The sequence below is a fragment of the Halomonas sp. SpR1 genome (assembly GCF_031010175.1).
GTDB lineage: Bacteria > Pseudomonadota > Gammaproteobacteria > Pseudomonadales > Halomonadaceae > Vreelandella.
Window position 1 is genome coordinate 25,897 of the sequence record NZ_JAUAMB010000013.1, and the last position, 15,682, is coordinate 41,578.

The 15,682-nt window shown below is 54.3% G+C and carries 13 protein-coding genes; 8 read left to right on the forward strand and 5 right to left on the reverse strand.

All coding sequences use genetic code 11. The features are described from left to right. Positions 1-6: 6 nt before the first annotated feature. Positions 7-795, reverse strand: a complete 789-nt coding sequence (gene fhuF / locus QT231_RS11315; RefSeq protein ID WP_308336964.1) for a siderophore-iron reductase FhuF — start codon at positions 793-795, stop codon at positions 7-9. Beyond that, the gene (gene fhuB / locus QT231_RS11320) at positions 792-2,792 is read right to left on the reverse strand and encodes a Fe(3+)-hydroxamate ABC transporter permease FhuB (RefSeq protein WP_308336965.1); all 2,001 of its coding nucleotides are present in this window, start codon (positions 2,790-2,792) and stop codon (positions 792-794) included. Before fhuB ends, fhuF begins: the two co-directional genes overlap by 4 nt. A gap of 186 nt (positions 2,793-2,978) precedes the next feature. On the opposite strand from fhuB, the gene QT231_RS11325 reads away from it, so the two are divergent. The 3 genes from QT231_RS11325 to QT231_RS11335 all read left to right on the forward strand — a co-directional run bounded on the left by QT231_RS11325 (position 2,979) and on the right by QT231_RS11335 (position 6,211). Further along, complete coding sequence (locus QT231_RS11325) at positions 2,979-3,935, forward strand: siderophore-interacting protein (RefSeq protein WP_308336966.1); 957 nt, start codon at positions 2,979-2,981, stop codon at positions 3,933-3,935. After that, complete coding sequence (locus QT231_RS11330; RefSeq protein ID WP_308336967.1) at positions 3,928-4,551, forward strand: cytochrome b; 624 nt, start codon at positions 3,928-3,930, stop codon at positions 4,549-4,551. The genes QT231_RS11325 and QT231_RS11330 overlap by 8 nt, the downstream gene beginning before the upstream one ends. Positions 4,552-4,645: 94 nt before the next feature. Then, entirely contained in the window at positions 4,646-6,211 is a 1,566-nt protein-coding gene (locus QT231_RS11335) for an ATP-binding protein (RefSeq protein WP_308336968.1), read from the forward strand. A gap of 26 nt (positions 6,212-6,237) precedes the next feature. Here the strand turns inward: QT231_RS11335 and QT231_RS11340 are convergent, their stop codons facing one another. Genes QT231_RS11340 through QT231_RS11350 form a run of 3 tightly spaced genes read right to left on the reverse strand, consistent with a single transcriptional unit; the run spans position 6,238 to position 8,376 of the window. Then, positions 6,238-6,513 (reverse strand): type II toxin-antitoxin system RelE/ParE family toxin, encoded by a 276-nt coding sequence (locus tag QT231_RS11340; RefSeq protein ID WP_308336970.1) that lies wholly within the window; start codon positions 6,511-6,513, stop codon positions 6,238-6,240. Continuing rightward, positions 6,510-6,707, reverse strand: a complete 198-nt coding sequence (locus QT231_RS11345) for a stability determinant (RefSeq protein ID WP_215093921.1) — start codon at positions 6,705-6,707, stop codon at positions 6,510-6,512. The genes QT231_RS11340 and QT231_RS11345 overlap by 4 nt, the downstream gene beginning before the upstream one ends. A 28-nt stretch (positions 6,708-6,735) precedes the next feature. Continuing rightward, positions 6,736-8,376 carry a cyclic peptide export ABC transporter gene (locus tag QT231_RS11350; RefSeq protein ID WP_308336971.1) on the reverse strand — a complete coding sequence of 547 codons (1,641 nt, stop codon included), beginning with the start codon at positions 8,374-8,376 and terminating at the stop codon, positions 6,736-6,738. Positions 8,377-8,609: 233 nt separating this feature from the next. Between QT231_RS11350 and QT231_RS11355 the strand changes: the two genes are divergently transcribed. The 5 genes from QT231_RS11355 to QT231_RS11375 all read left to right on the forward strand — a co-directional run bounded on the left by QT231_RS11355 (position 8,610) and on the right by QT231_RS11375 (position 15,669). Beyond that, a complete protein-coding gene (locus tag QT231_RS11355) occupies positions 8,610-9,722 on the forward strand; it encodes a GNAT family N-acetyltransferase (protein WP_308336972.1) in 1,113 nt (370 codons plus the stop codon). 23 nt (positions 9,723-9,745) lie between these two features. Continuing rightward, a complete protein-coding gene (locus QT231_RS11360; RefSeq protein WP_308336973.1) occupies positions 9,746-11,041 on the forward strand; it encodes a lysine N(6)-hydroxylase/L-ornithine N(5)-oxygenase family protein in 1,296 nt (431 codons plus the stop codon). A gap of 65 nt (positions 11,042-11,106) precedes the next feature. Then, positions 11,107-12,060, forward strand: coding sequence for an alpha/beta hydrolase (locus QT231_RS11365; protein WP_308336974.1), 954 nt, complete (start codon positions 11,107-11,109; stop codon positions 12,058-12,060). Between the two features lie 160 nt (positions 12,061-12,220). After that, complete coding sequence (locus tag QT231_RS11370; protein WP_308336975.1) at positions 12,221-14,392, forward strand: TonB-dependent siderophore receptor; 2,172 nt, start codon at positions 12,221-12,223, stop codon at positions 14,390-14,392. Positions 14,393-14,757: 365 nt separating this feature from the next. After that, positions 14,758-15,669, forward strand: coding sequence for an ABC transporter substrate-binding protein (locus tag QT231_RS11375; RefSeq protein WP_308336976.1), 912 nt, complete (start codon positions 14,758-14,760; stop codon positions 15,667-15,669). Positions 15,670-15,682 lie beyond the last annotated feature (13 nt).

Below are 15,682 nucleotides of genomic sequence, written 5' to 3' on the forward strand. Positions count from 1 at the left end.
GAAAGATTAGCGCCGACGCCTGGCCGGCTTATTTTCAGGTTTTAGCGGGCAGCCGCCGCAAAGCGGCTCGCCGGGTAGCCGGTATTTAATGCAGCACAGACGCCGCACACGAGCAGGCGTTTCCCCGCCCAATTCCAGATAGCGCACTGGCTGGTAGAGCGGGTTGCGCCGCCCATCGGGGAGCGTCTTGGTATCGAGGTAATCCAGCAGCGGGTCACCCGCGCCGCTGAATTCCGGAAGCCGCGAGCAGGTCTTCCCCACGAACTCCACGTAGTGGCCAAGGTTGCTCCAGAACACCTTGGCCGAGAGACCGGAGACCGCGGCCAGCACTTCAATGAGTGGCGCACAGTGATCGTCAAATAGCGTACTAAAGCGCGCCTGGGGCGCTTTAGAGGAGAGCGGGAAGCCGCCGTGTGGCAACCAGATACGCCCGGTCTGTCCTTTATCGCCAAACGCCAGCCGTAGTTCGTTTATACCCACCGGCAACGCGTAACCGAGGAGCAGATTGGCCACCAGCGTCGGGATCGAGACACTGCTGAAATGATACTTCGACCAGATTGAAGCGACGGCTTTGCGGTCGGCATCTTCACCGTGGCTGCGGCCGTAGCGCGCCAGTTGCTCACTTAAGAAGTCTCGATCTAGCAACGCAGAGACTGCCAGCGTCGGTTCATCAGGCTGACCAAACGCTGGGGCTTTCAGGTTGTCCAGCGGTGGCTGGCGGTAGAGCGCTAACAGCGCCTCCGCAGGATCCACCGTTGCTGAAAGCTCCCTAGTTTTGATCGCCACGTTACTCATAGCCGCCGCAGCCCCCACATAAAGTAAGCGCCACCAATCAGGGAGGCGACCAAACCGGCCGGTATCTCATAAGGGAAAATAATCTGCCGGCCGACCCAATCCGCCAGCACCATCAACAGCATACCAATCAACGCCGCCCCCAGCAGATGCTGCCCTGCCCGGGAGAAGCCCACCAAACGCGCCATATGCGGTGCCAGCAAGCCGATAAACGACAGCGGCCCAACCACCAGGGTGGCGCAGGCGGTGAGTAGCGCCACCAGCAATAGCAGCGCCAGGCGAGCACGGTTCAGCGTTACCCCAAGCGCCTTGGCGGTAGGGGCTCCTAACGGCAAGATATCCAGCCAGCGGGTAAACGGCAGCGTAACCAGTGCCAGTACAGCGGCAATACCGCCGACAACGACAGCATTGGTGATATCCACATAATAGGTAGAGCCCGCCAGCCAGGCGATCACCTGCTGACCGCGCGGATCGCCACCCGCCAGCATCACGCTGCGCACCGCATCAAACAGCGCGCTGACAGCCACCCCGGTAAGTAGCAAACGCTCGGGGAGATAACCGCTCTTGCGGTTGATACCCACCAACACCACCAATGTCGCGAAAGCCCCCAGAGTGCCGACGCCAATCAGCATCATATTGGTGGGTGCGGGCAGCAGGAAAATCCCCAGAATCAGTGCAATGGCACAACCCCCGCTAATACCCAAGACTTCAGGGCTGGCCATAGGGTTGGCGGAAAGGCGCTGCAGAATCGTCCCGGCAATCGCCAGCATTAAGCCGCTGGCGGCGGCTGCCATCACTCGCGGCAAGCGCCACTGCATCACGTTCCAGTTATCCGGCGACAACAAGTACCAACCATCAACACCCTGACCAACGAGCAGCCCAAGCAGTGTGGCGCCCAGTAGCGCGAGGATTAAACCGGTGGCCAAACGAGAAGGCGCCGGATGGCGATGGGCGAAAACACCCGCCCCTTTAGGCGGCTGATCGCCCTGGAGTTTCAGGCGTGGGATCAGCCACATTAACAGCGGCGCCCCCAGGGCTCCGGTAATCGCCCCGGTGGGGATAAAGGCCGCCACCATGCCGCCGAACTGCTGGAGCAGCAGGTCTGTCGTCGCCAGCAGCACCGCCCCTAATAGAGTCGACCATATCAGCCGTGGGCCTAACCGGCGCGCTCCGGCCATACGCACAATATTGGGCGCGGCCAAGCCGATAAAGCCGATAATGCCCACCACGCTAACAATGCTACCGGTAATAAATACCGCCAGCCCCATGCCCGCAAAGCGCAGATAGGTCAGCGAAACCCCCAGGCTCTTGGCGCTGGCATCATCAAGCTCCAGCACCGCCAGGGGGCGCAGCAAAAACCAGGCGGCAACACAGCTAATCGCCAACCGTGGCCAGAGAATCGCCACGCCGTCCCAGCCATTTTGCGCCAGCGACCCCGCGCCCCAAATCAGCAGCCCCGAGAGCGCCTCGTGGTTAAACAACAGCAGCGCCGTCGAGAGCGCCCCCAGATAAAGATTAACCACCAGCCCCGCCAGCACCACCACGATCGGCGCCAAACCGCGCCGCCAGGAGAGCAGAAAAACCAGCCCCACTGCCAACGTGCCACCCAGCAAGGCTACCCATTCGCGCCCGACTACAAGCAGCCCCGGCGCCAGTAAGGTGGCGGTCATCAACGCCAAATTAGCGCCCGACGCCACCCCCAATGTCGTCGGCGAGGCTAACGGGTTGCGCAACACCTGCTGCATGAGTACGCCCGCCAGTCCCAAGCCGCCCCCGGCCAGCAGCGCGATTGAGAGACGCGGCCACCAAGCGTAGTAGAGCAGCAGCTCATCAACGTTCTCAAAGGAAGGCGCTACTAACGCCTGCAAGCCCAGCGCAAAACCGCCTTGCCCCTCTAGGCCAATCCAAAATAGCACCGCCATCGGCAGGCTAAGCAACAGGCAGGCTTTCGCGGGCGACATTCCGCCCACTCGTTGGGCAACTTGCGAGGCACCTAGCATAGCGAGCACCCTTTTGTGATAACCAAATAGTTCGCCAAAAGAGACGTGATAGGCAGCAGCGTCATTGTCTTAGCCTTAAGTAGTTCTGGAAGTTAATGGTTGAATTATTGACAACGATTCTAAATGATAATAATTAGCACTACAATTGACTCCCTGTTTAATGAATACCTAATGGAGATACCCACCATGGCAGCCAAACATAACTACCAGCTGTTCGATATCACCCTGGCGAGGCGCACCCAGGTCAGCGCTTCGCTCGTCAGGTTCACCTTTACCGGCCCAGACGTAGGGCACATGGCGACCTACGCCCCGGATCAGCGCATCAAGCTATTTTTCCCCAAAGGTGGTGGCAGTCTCGACCCGCTGTTCGAGATTGCCAAGTTGGAAGAACACGACTGGTACGGCGCCTACCGTGCTCTGCCGGACGCCCAGCGCCCCTCTGCACGTAGCTACACTATCCGAGCCCTACGCGCGGAAAAAGCAGAGGTGGATGTAGAGTTTGTGCTCCATGGTGACAATGGCCCCGCCTCACACTGGGCAATGCGCGCCCGCCCCGGCGACCGCCTTGCCATGACAGCCCCTAACGCTAGCGTAGAGGGTATTAAACTGGGCTATGAGTGGAAGCCACCTCAGAACGTGCGCCGCATTCTGATCATCGCCGATGAAACCGCCCTCCCCGCCGCCGCTGGTATTCTGGAAACCCTCGATGACCTGCCTTTAAAGCCCAGGGTCGAAGCGCTGTTCGAAGTACCCCGCAGCGACGATGTGCAGCCGCTGGCCCAAGCCGCCAAATTGCACTGGCTGGCCCGCGATGCCGAGCACGGCTGCCAACACGGTGATCTGCTGATGAGAGCACTGCGCGATATCGATTTGCATAGGGAAATTCAAGCGCTAGGCGGCACGCCTGCTAACGCTACTACCAGCACTACTACCAGCGCCACGACCAACAATGAAAGCGACGATGAGGACGGCCCGCTCTGGGAACCCGCCACCCTGGACGATAGCGCGCCCTTCTACGCCTGGATCGCCGCTGAAACCAAAGTGGCTATGAAGCTGCGCCGCTATTTGGTTAACGAGTGCGGGCTACCCAAACAGTACGTCACCAGCATGGGCTACTGGCGCCAGGGCAAGGCCAATGGGTAAAGGAGCGGCAAACAACACGGCGCTAAACAGTGATCACATCAGCAAGCCAGCCCAAACGCCTATTTGCTGGCGAGACAGCCCCAGCCAATACGGACGCATAAGCCGTGCGCTGCACTGGCTGACCGCCGCGCTGGTCACGCTGCAGTTTACTGTGTTACTGGTTTGGGGAGGGATGGGCGAAAACGCGATTACGCTATTTTTGGCGAACATCGGGCCTCATGGTTCGTTAGGTTTTCTGATTCTGATCGTGACCCTAGCGCGCCTTGGCTGGGCATGGGTCAACCGCAAGCAGCGCCCATCCCAGCCGCCTGGATTGGGTGGGCGCATGGCGCGCCTGGTGCATATCACCTTTTATGCGCTGCTGTTGTGGCTACCCGCTTTCGCCATTCTACGCCAGTACGGCCGCGGCGGCGCGCTGCGCTTTTATGGCCTAGAGCTACTGCCCGAAGCCGAGCGCGACATCACCTGGATGATCGCACCCGCCGATCTGCTTCACGGCCCACTCTCGTGGCTGCTATGTGGGTTAGTCATCGGCCATATAGCGATGGCACTGATTCACCGCTTCTGGTTCAAGGATAAAGTGTTGGCGCGTATGGTGGGGGGAAGCGGCCGGTGAACATCTTTTCACTCACTTTTTCGTGACTAGGCGCTTCAACCAATGCGCATGCTAAACTGCTGTTCGTATCGCTGTTTTTGCTCTGGAGGCCACCATGCCGGATGCCCACCGCCGTAAGCTCCCCATCGGGATTCAGACATTCTCGGATATTCGCGAGGGCGACTATTACTACGTCGATAAAACTCCGCATATTGAGCGCTTGGTTAACCAGAACAAATACTACTTCCTCTCGCGGCCACGCCGCTTCGGCAAAAGCCTGTTGCTGGACACCCTGCGCTGCCTGTTTGAAGGCCGCCAAGCGTTGTTTGCAGGGCTTTATATCCACGACCGGTGGGATTGGCAACAACGCTATCCGGTGATTCGTATTAGCTTTGCCGATGGCGTGATGCAGAGCAGTGAAGGGCTGGACGAGCGTATCCGTGAGCAGTTAAGGGTTCAACGCGAGCAGCTCGGCATTACCCAGCACCATAAAACTGATATCCCTGGCGAGTTCTCCGCCCTTATCCGCGCCGCCCACCAACAGTGCGGTCAGCGGGTGGTAGTGCTGATTGACGAATATGATAAGCCGATTTTGGACAATATCCTGGCCCCCGAGCGCGCCCGTGAACTGCGCGAGGGCTTGAAGAACCTCTACAGCGTTATTAAAGACGCCGACCCACACTTGCACTTCGTGCTGCTGACCGGCGTTTCCAAGTTCAGTAAGGTCAGCCTGTTCTCGGGATTGAACAACCTCAACGATATCACCCTGGATGCTCCCTTCAGCATGCTTTGCGGCTATACCGATGGCGACATCGACACGGTCTTCGCCCCTGAGCTACTTGGCCTTGATCGCGAGGCTATCCGCCAGTGGTATAACGGCTACCGCTGGGGTGGCAGTGAGGTAGCGTCCGTCTACAACCCCTTCGACGTACTGCTATTGTTTCAGAAACGCGAGTTTGCACCTTACTGGTTTGAGTCCGCAACACCGACGTTTTTGGTCGATATTCTTAAGCAGCGCGGGGTATTTACCCCTTCATTGGATCACTGGGAAACCGAGTATGAACTGCTCAGCCAGTTTGATGTCGACCAGATCAGCACCGAAGGCCTGCTGTTTCAAACCGGCTATCTAACCATTCAGCAGGTAGAAGAACCCTTACTTGGCTACCGCCAGTACACCCTAGGCTTTCCGAATCGCGAAGTCGAAACCAGCCTCAACCACGCACTGTTGCCGTCACTGGGGGTCGAGAACGCCCCACGCGAGCGCCGAACGCTGTTCCGTCATTTAAGTCAGCACGACCTTGCCGGGTTAGAAGTTCACCTCAAAGCGCTCTACGCTGGACTCCCCCACGATTGGTACCGCAACAATCCGATTGCCCGCTACGAAGGGCATTACGCGAGCGTCTTTTACAGCCACTTTGCGGCCCTGGGGCTGGATGTAACGGTGGAAGATGCCAGCCACCACGGTAAGGTGGATATGAGCGTGGACTTTGATGGGCATATTTATCTGTTTGAATTCAAAGTGGTGGAGCAACTGCCGGAAGGTAAAGCGCTGGAGCAAATCAAACACAAAGGCTACGCCGATAAGCACCGCGCCTCCGGTAAACCCATACACCTGATCGGCGTGGAGTTTTCCAGCATCCAGCGCCAGATTGTCGCGTTTGAGGTGGAGACCTTGGCTTAGCAGTTCGTATTAGCGGCGGATTGGCGTCAGGGATAATTTTGGCGAGAGTGAACCACGGATATGACCTCAATGCGATTCGTCACTTGGTAGATCACAATAAAGTTTGGGTGAGCCACTATTTCCCGCGTCCCCGGCAAGCGGCCCACTTGATGTAAATACGGATGCTCAGCCACTAAAGAGACAGCTGCTTCAATACGAGAGCGCAACCTCCGGGCAGCTTGAGGATCGCGCTCAGCAATGTACGTAACGAGTTCAAGCAGGTCGTGAATCGCCTCATCATACCAGTATATCGGCAAACTCATTGCACCCCGCCGCTTTGGCGTTGCTCCGCGTCGGCTATGATCGCATCAACCTTAGACATGACCTGATCATGGGGCATTCCCTGGCCTGGGTTGTCGATGCTGTGCTGAACCTTGGCTTTGAGCCAACGATCATAGCTATCGGCTTGTTCCTGCGTCTCGAATTCCGAAACGATAGGATCTAGCTGGGTATTCATGATCATCCTCCTCGGTTTCCTATACAGCTTAAACGATACTCTCTATTTTGGCACCCTCCCCAACCACCTGCTCTGGCGCCAACAGCTTGCCGCTCTCCAGTCGCACCAACCGATCCGCGAGGTGGAAGTAGCGATCATCGTGGGTAATCACCAGCACTGCCTTGCCCATGCGTTTTAGCTCGGGCAACACCTCTGTGTAAAACACTTCTTTGAATAACGGATCCTGATCCGCGGCCCATTCGTCAAACACCAAGAAGGGCCGATCTTCCAGGTAGGCCACTACTAACGCTAGGCGCTTGCGCTGGCCCTGGGAGAGCGCCTGGGTGGTGAACGCGCCGTTTTCAACCCGTACCTTGTGCTGCAGATGCAGCTTGGCCAGCAGGCGGTTGCCCTCTTCGTCGAGATCTTCCCGCGGTGCTTCCAGCAGGCGCTCGAAAAGATGGAAGTCAGAAAAGACGACCGAGAAGAGCTGCCGGTAGGCATCCCAGCCATCCGCCTCGACAGGTTCGCCATTGAGCGACACCTCGCCACCATCCGGCGGATAAAGTCCCACCACCACTTTGGCCAGCGTGGTTTTGCCGCTGCCGTTACCCCCAACCAGGAACACCACTTCCCCCGGCGTAAAGCTTAAATTAACCGGCCCTAGTTCAAAGAAATCATCGCTCTGCTCGTGGTAGTACTGATGGGTGACGTCACGCAATTCAAGCCGTTGAAAATCAGGCAACGGTGGTGATGTTTGCCTCTCCTGCCCCTGGGGCATCTCGCGGGTGATGTCATCAATTCGGCTAGCGGCTACCCGCGCCATATTGATCCGCGGAATATTGATCAGCAACCCTTCAAGGGGCGTCACCATAAACACAAACACCAGGGCAAAGCCGGTCATTACCTGGGTTTGATTAGGCCCATCGCCGGCCAACACAAACAGCACCAAGCCAATGAAGGCGTACATCAGGAACTGCCCCCAGCTGGTCGAGATTACGAACAGCGACATGCCATAGGTACGCAGCCGCCGCACGCCTTCAACCGACTCCCCCAGTATTTGATCCATAAAGACCCGGCTCTTGCGCTGGTGCAGCCGCAGCTCTTTCGCCCCATCGGTCAGCGCGCGGAAATGACCAAACAAACGATCCTGCTCTGACGAGGCACTCTGGAGATAATGAATGGCGCGTAAGTGCACCAAGTGGTAGCCGACAGCGCCCAAGCCAATCACCCCCAGTGCAAACAAGAACACCTGCCATGACAGCATCGCCAGATAGCCCAAGCACCCCACCACGATAACCGTATTGGTCAAAATCACCGGCAAGCTAACGAACAGTACCGCCACGTTGTTGCTGTGCTCGGTGAGCGCCGACTGGATCCGCGCACTGCCCACGCGCTCGAACTGAGCAAAGGGCGTCTTGGCCACACACTGGGCGATAAAACTGCGTAACTCCGCCAGGGCACGCTGCCCCAATCGCTCAAACAGTGCCGTCGACACCATTCGACAGAGCATTAACGCCACGGCAATGCCCGCGAAGGCCCAGGCCGCACTAGCGCGACTGGTGGCATCACTGGTTAACGCGGCATTAATTTGGGTTATCAACAGCACGCTGAAAAGCCCCGAGAGAATACTGGCCAGCGCAGCGGCGGTCATCAGCCCGCGGGTTCGACGAAACAGATAGGAAAGCACATTCACCTCGTTGGAAAGCGATTGGAAAGCAATTGAAAACCGGCAGCTACCTCTAAAGACGAATCACTCCCGCAAAAAGTTAATCAATTTTTATGTAAACAAGCCTCATTCTCATTCGTCCTTAGATAAGGAAGTCAGTAACGCCGCCCCGTGGCAGGTGATTTTTACGGCTTTTTTTCTTTGTTTTTTTCGATTCGTTTTTGTGATTCGTTCTTATTGATAGGAGCTTTGCGGTGTCCAGTTCTGTCCAGGCACAAACACAGGTAGACGTACCCTATGAAAGCCCCGCGGAAACCTCTCTGCTCTCACGGCCCGAGGGCTACGTCTATCAAGTCATTGGCGATGCCACCACGCAGTCACTGCTCGTTAAGGGTGATCAAGAGCGTCTTGAATGGTCATTGGTGGACGATAGCAATCACTTGACGCTGCGCTGGCCGCAGCGCTCCGCCCCCCCACTCCCGGCGTTACTTGCGGCTATCGAAGGGGCTTTTGCATGTTACCCGGCCACTGTTGTACTACGCCTTCAGCTACCCACTGTTGTGCATGCCAACCTGTGTGCAGCCGGCATCGCCGTTAAAGATAGCCATGGCGAACTCTGGGCCTACGCGGAGCTATTTTGGCAATTGCCAACCCTTTGGCTTACCTCTCCCTCCATGCGCCCCTACCCACAGCAACCCATCTTGGAGAATGGAAAGCGACATCCACGCCGCCCGCCGCGCCCCAGCGGCACGGTCTATCAGCGCCATATTCCCTGGCTGAATGCCACTCTGAGTTTTCGCGTCCTTGACCTGGAACTTGACCTTGAACGCTTCAACCGCTGGATGAACGATCCGGTTGTTGCCCACTTCTGGGAAGAGCAGGGCGATCTGCAACAGCACCGCGAGCGGCTGGAGAGCACGCTGCAAAATCCCAGCGTGGTACCGCTGATCGGCTGTATCGACGGCGAACCCTTCGGCTACTTCGAGACCTATTGGGCCAAGGAGGATCGCATCGGCGCTTATTACGCTGCCGATGACTTTGATCGCGGCTGGCACGTACTGATCGGAGAAGCCGCTTTTCGCGGGCGGCCTTATGTGGCGGCCTGGATGCCCTCTATCTCGCACTACCTGTTTCTGGGTGACTGCCGCACCCAGCGCCTAGTGATCGAGCCCCGCGTGGATAACGCCAAGATGCTGCACAACCTTGCCCAGTGCGGTTACGCCCACGTTAAGGCGTTCGATTTCCCCCATAAGCGGGCCATGCTCGGCATGCAGCTACGCGAACACTTTTTTAACGAGCGCAGTTGGATACCGCTGCCTCCGCACCCGGGGTCAGCGCCACGACCCGACCCACGCTTCAACCTATAGACACATCAGCCACGAGGACTCTTATGCATATTCACGACTTGATCGGCATCGGCTTCGGCCCCTCCAACATTGCTCTGGCCATTGCCCTCGACGAGCAACGCCACTCAGGGCAAGCACGGGATGCCTTGTTTATTGAGCGCCAGCCCTGCTTTGCCTGGCACCCGCATATGCTGCTGGAAAATGCCCATATGCAGATCTCTTTCCTCAAAGACCTGGTCACACCGCGTAACCCAGGCAGCCGTTTCAGCTTCCTCAATTACCTCCACAGCAAAGGCCGCCTACAGGACTTTATCAACCTGCAGACCTTCTTCCCTAGCCGCCACGAATTCAATGACTACCTAAGCTGGACGGCCAGCCACTTTGAACACCAGTGCGCCTACGGAGAGGATGTGTTTGAAGTGCTGCCCGAAACTGACAACGACGAGGTCGCCTACCTCCGCGTTCGTTCACGGGATGAAAGCGGCGCGGTACAGGAAAGGCTCACTCGCTCACTGGTGATCAGTGTGGGCGGCGCGCCCAATGTGCCTGAATGCTTCGCTGGGCTAAAAGACGACCCGCGGGTCTTCCACTCCAGCCACTACCTCCGGGAACTGGCGAAGCAAGACGCCCCCAAACGCATTGCCGTGATCGGTGCAGGCCAGAGCGCCGCTGAGATCTTTCTTGATCTGCACGGTCGTGAAGATATTCAAGTGGATCTGATTAGCCGGGCATGGGCCTTTAAACCCTCGGATGACAGCCCCTTTGTTAACGAAATCTTCAACCCCGAATACACCGACTACGTGTTCAACAACCCCACCGGCCAGCGGGAAGCACTGCTGCAGGAGTACAAAAGCACCAACTACTCAGCCCCGGATCTCGCGTTGATCCAGGAAATTTACGATGTGTTCTACCAGCAAAAAGTAACCGGCCAGGCCCGCCACCGCTTCCGCCGCCGCCATGAGGTTATTGGCAGCGAAGCAACTACTGAAGGCGTTGAGCTACTTGTGCGTGATTTGGAGACTGGCCATACGGATATCACCCGCTACGACGCCGTGGTGTTAGCCACCGGCTATGTACGCGACACCCATAAACGGCTACTGGCCCCCGTTGCGGACTACCTGCCTGATTTTGCCGTCAACCGCCACTATCAGCTTTACACCAAGCCTGAGTTCAAACCGGCTATTTTCCTGCAAGGCAGCTGCGAACCCACCCATGGTTTGAGCGATACCCTGCTGTCGATTTTGGCGGCACGGACGAGTGAGATTTGTGAAGTACTTAATGAGGCGTTACCAGCAGCCCAGTCAGAGGCATCAACTCCATCACTGGTAAGCACGGACTAACCAAGCACTATCAACGCATGGCCGCTCTCCCAAAGCGGCCCCTAACACCGAGACTTACGCCCATTATGTCCTTACATCCTGATGTCGCCGCTTTCTTAGATCTGGTCACCGATAGCGGCAATCCGCCCTTCCACTCGCTCTCACCAGAACAGGCACGCGCTGCCTACGAGACATCATCACAGATGCTTGATGAGCCAATAACTAACGATGCAACGGCACTGGGTATCACCTGCCGAGATGGACACCGTATAGAACTACGCCGCTACCAAGGCGAGGAGTCTTTATCGCCTACCCTGCTCTACTTCCATGGCGGCGGCTATCTACTGGGCAGCCTGGATTCCCACGATTCGCTCTGCCAGAGCATCGCTCAAGCGACTGGTTACACAGTGCTGGCTGTCGACTACCGCCGGGCCCCCGAGCACAAGTTTCCGACAGCGTTTCACGACGCTGAAGATGCCTATTGCTGGCTGCTGAAGCATGGCGAAGAGATAGGGCTCAATACCTCACGTATCGCCGTGGGTGGTGACAGTGTTGGCGGCACCCTCGCCACGGCTCTTTGCATGTCAGCACGTGATAATGGTTGGCACCCGCCACGCTGCCAGATTTTGCTCTACCCCTGCACCAGTGCCTGGCAGGACAGCGAGTCTCACCGCCGATACGCGCAAGGCTACCTGCTGGAAGCAGACACCCTGCAGTGGATGTTTGGCCACTATCTAAATAGCGATGAGGAACGCCACGATTGGCGTTTTGCACCATTAGAGGCTGCGGAGCTCAACAACCTACCACCTGCCTTCGTCGCCCTGGCCGAACATGATCCCCTGGTTGACGAAGGCATTGCTTACGTGAACCGTTTACAGCAAGCGAACGTGGATACACAACTGACTGTTTACCCCGGCATGGTGCACGACTTCGCACGCCTGGGCAGCATTACGCCCGATGCCACCGGTCAGGTGCGTGCGGATATCGCCAAGGCGCTACGGCAACATCTCAGTAACCAGCCAAGCCCAGTAGATGTCTAGTTGTCGCCGCATGGGGCACTACATGGATGGTGAATGTAGCGCCTCTAGTCACAGGTACCTTTTTAAGCAACAGAGTGTTGCAAGAGCGTACAAATTAAGAACATAATACTAATAATAACAATTACTATTAACATACAAAATATCATGCAAGGGGATTCCTATGCACCAACTTCGTACCGGCCTGCGCAGACACCTGCTCACTGTGGCCATTGCCAATGCCTGCGCTGCATCGCTATTCGCGGCTCCGTCGGCTTTCGCTCAGGGCACCATAACGCAAGAGACGGAAAACGACGAAACGATTAATACATTACCGACCGTCCAGGTAACCGGCGAGTACCTGCGTGATGCCTCGACTGAAAATACCGGCTCCTATACTTCAAACCGAGTCACCATTGGTAAACGAGAGCAGTCACTCAGGGACATTCCTCAGTCTGCCAGTGTGATCACTCGCGAGCGCATGGATGATCAGGGCATGACTACTCTTGGCGATGTCATGTCACAAACCACAGGCATAACAAAAAGTGGCTTTGGTCCTTCAGCTTCAATCTTCAGATCCCGCGGGTTTGATATTGATACTTTGCTGCTCGATGGTAGCCCAATAGATACGGCAGCTGGCGTAACGGATACTATATTCGATACTGCTGTACTAGATCGAGTGGAGGTTTTACGCGGCCCTTCAGGGCTTCTTCAGGGTTCAGGCGAGCCTAGTGGTACCGTTAACTTAGTGCGTAAGCGCGCCCAAGAAAATTTTGGTTTTCAATCTACACTATCATATGGCTCCTGGGATACTTATCGCGGTGAGGTCGATATCACCGGCGCACTTGATGAATCAGGTAAGCTACGTGGCCGCTTCGTCGGGGTATATGATGATATGGGTAGTTTCATTGATCATGTTTATGCCGAAAATACACTTGGATATGGAACCCTAGAATACGATCTAACGCCGGATACGACTTTATCCGTTGGCATTATGAGGCAGTCTGGTGAATCCAGACCTAACTTTGGACTTCCACAACTTGCTAATGGCGAGTTGTTAAACATTGATCGCTCTACTTACCATGGCTCTCTTTGGGATATTAAAGATGAGAGCATAGAGCGGTATTTTGTTGAGCTAGAGCATCAATTAGATAATGGCGGCAACTTTCGCCTGATTGCAAATCACATAGAGCGAGAAACAGACACTCAGCAAAGTTCTGCAGGCATTAGCCTCCCAAACTCTAATACAGACAGCATCGATATTGCTCAATGGCAAATTGTCACTCCTCGCAAAGACAGTTTTGTAGATGCAACGATTTCTACTCCATTTTCTTTTCTTGATAAAACACATAATATAATGGTGGGGGCCAGTCACAAAGTCACCGAAGAAAAGGTCAGCTGGAGCTATGGAGATCCTCAAGTTATACAGCGCAGTTTGATAAACCCTAATCCCAATACGCCAAGACCAACATTTGATCTCAGCGAAACCACTAATACTCAAACGGAAGAAACTGGATTATATAGCCAGTTGAACCTCTCTGTTCTTGAGAATACGACATTTATTGCAGGCGGCCGGATGAGCTGGTGGGAAGTTAGAGACCGACTAAACTCATCCAACAACTTCGAGATTAATAGCGAATTCACACCTTATGCAGGTTTAATCTACGACATAAATAACGATATCTCAGCATACGCCAGCTATACCGATATATTTAAGCCTCAGAGTGCACAAAACATTAATGGCGACTTTCTTGAGCCCCGCACTGGCGCTCAACTTGAGCTAGGCCTAAAAGGTGAATCTTCAAATGGTTTACTCAATTGGCATGCTGCTGTCTTCCGTATTACTGATCAGAACCGTAGCGTTGCCGATATAGACAACCCCGGGTTTTCAGTTGCTGAGGGGAAAGTTGAGAGTAAAGGATTTGAATTAGAGGTTAGCGGGCAGCCTTTACCCCGCTTGGATATATCAGCAGGTTATGCTTATACACAAACAGAGTACTTAAGGGATCCAGTTCAGGAAGGCAGAGACTTTTCTACCGAGACTCCAGAGCACGACTTTAAGCTGTGGTCACGCTATCAATTCTCTGACGACCCTGACACAGGATGGAGGGTTGGCGCTGGACTTAACTATACTAGCGGTTTTTATGTAGAGTCAGGTGAAACACACTGGGAGCAAGATGGATATACACTACTTTCAGGCTTAATTGGATACCGCTTTAATCGCCACCTGGATTTTTCACTTAATGGCAACAACCTTACTGACGAGAAATACTTCGGTTCATTAAGAGCCCGCTCTCGCAATAATCACTATGGTGAGCCGCGCAATTTCATGCTAACTATGCGCTATCAATACTAATCGTTCAAACCCAAACCTGTGCAGGCTAATTTCCTGCACAGGTTTTTATTTCTTAAGGTGGACGCTCCTTTGAATATCTGATCTAATTCTTCGCTTGTGAGCGCTAACGTCGATAGACGGAGTATGATTACACTATATTTCACCACAGAAACGCAGGTAATATTAAATCTTTTATTTTTATTTTTTCACGAAAATACGAAGACTTTAAAAGAGCAAAACCAACAAAAAGACCAGACTCGCAATCGAGATTACAGAGGAGAAACTATCACTTTAACCTGGAAACCACTCCGCACTGAAAAGTGCAGAAAACTTTTCTAAAATCTCCTAAAAATAGCAATAGATTTATTTTCATAAAGAGCCGAAAAATGATCTTTTCTAACCTCCCAGCAGTTAACACTACGAAGATTTTAAGCATTTTATCCTGCTATATTTCACTGTCTCTTCCTACCGTTAGTCAAGCTTCAGAACCTCCTACTTATATAGCACTCAGCTGGACTGTTGCCGAAACATTGGTAGCTCTTGACGCCCCACTAAAAGGTATGCTATCACCAGGATCATACGAAAAATGGGGCAGTATCAGATCGCTTCCAGAAAGCGTATTTGATATTGGTTTATCCCAACCAAATCTTGAAATCATCACACAGCTTGACCCTGATGTCATAATGTCAGAAACCTATCTTTCTACAATCGATGAGAGACTTTCAAAAAATTATAACACACAGTTATTTTCAACTTATGATAGCGATCAGAACACTTGGAGTGAACTCTTGGAGTTCACGAGAAATGTATCAATATCTATTGCACAACCAGAAATGGCAGAAGATTATATAAACACTATTGAAGCTGAAATGGAAAACTTAAAAGTTATTGCTAAAAGTTGGTCAGAGCCTCTTCTGATCATCCGTGCTTTAGATGATCGTCATATCAGAGTTTATGGAGAAAATAGCTTGCCACAAGCCGTACTTGATCGCCTTGGTCTTCCCAATGCCTGGGACAGGCCAACAACTCGATGGGGTTTTACAGTGGTTGGTGTTGAGGAACTTATTGGTATTGAGGCCCGTCTAGTGATTGTTGAAGGGCCTGCTGGTGTTTCTAATGATATAACGGATCGGCTTTCAAATTATGGACTATGGCAACATGTCCACAGTGTTAAGGAAGACTCTGTAATAACAGTCCCACCATTCTGGATCTTTGGTGCGCTGCCATCAGCATACCAATTTGCTAACAACTTGGTCGACGCCTTGTTACAAGAGCAGCCAACCACTCAGCGCCCATAAGAGTTGGTACATC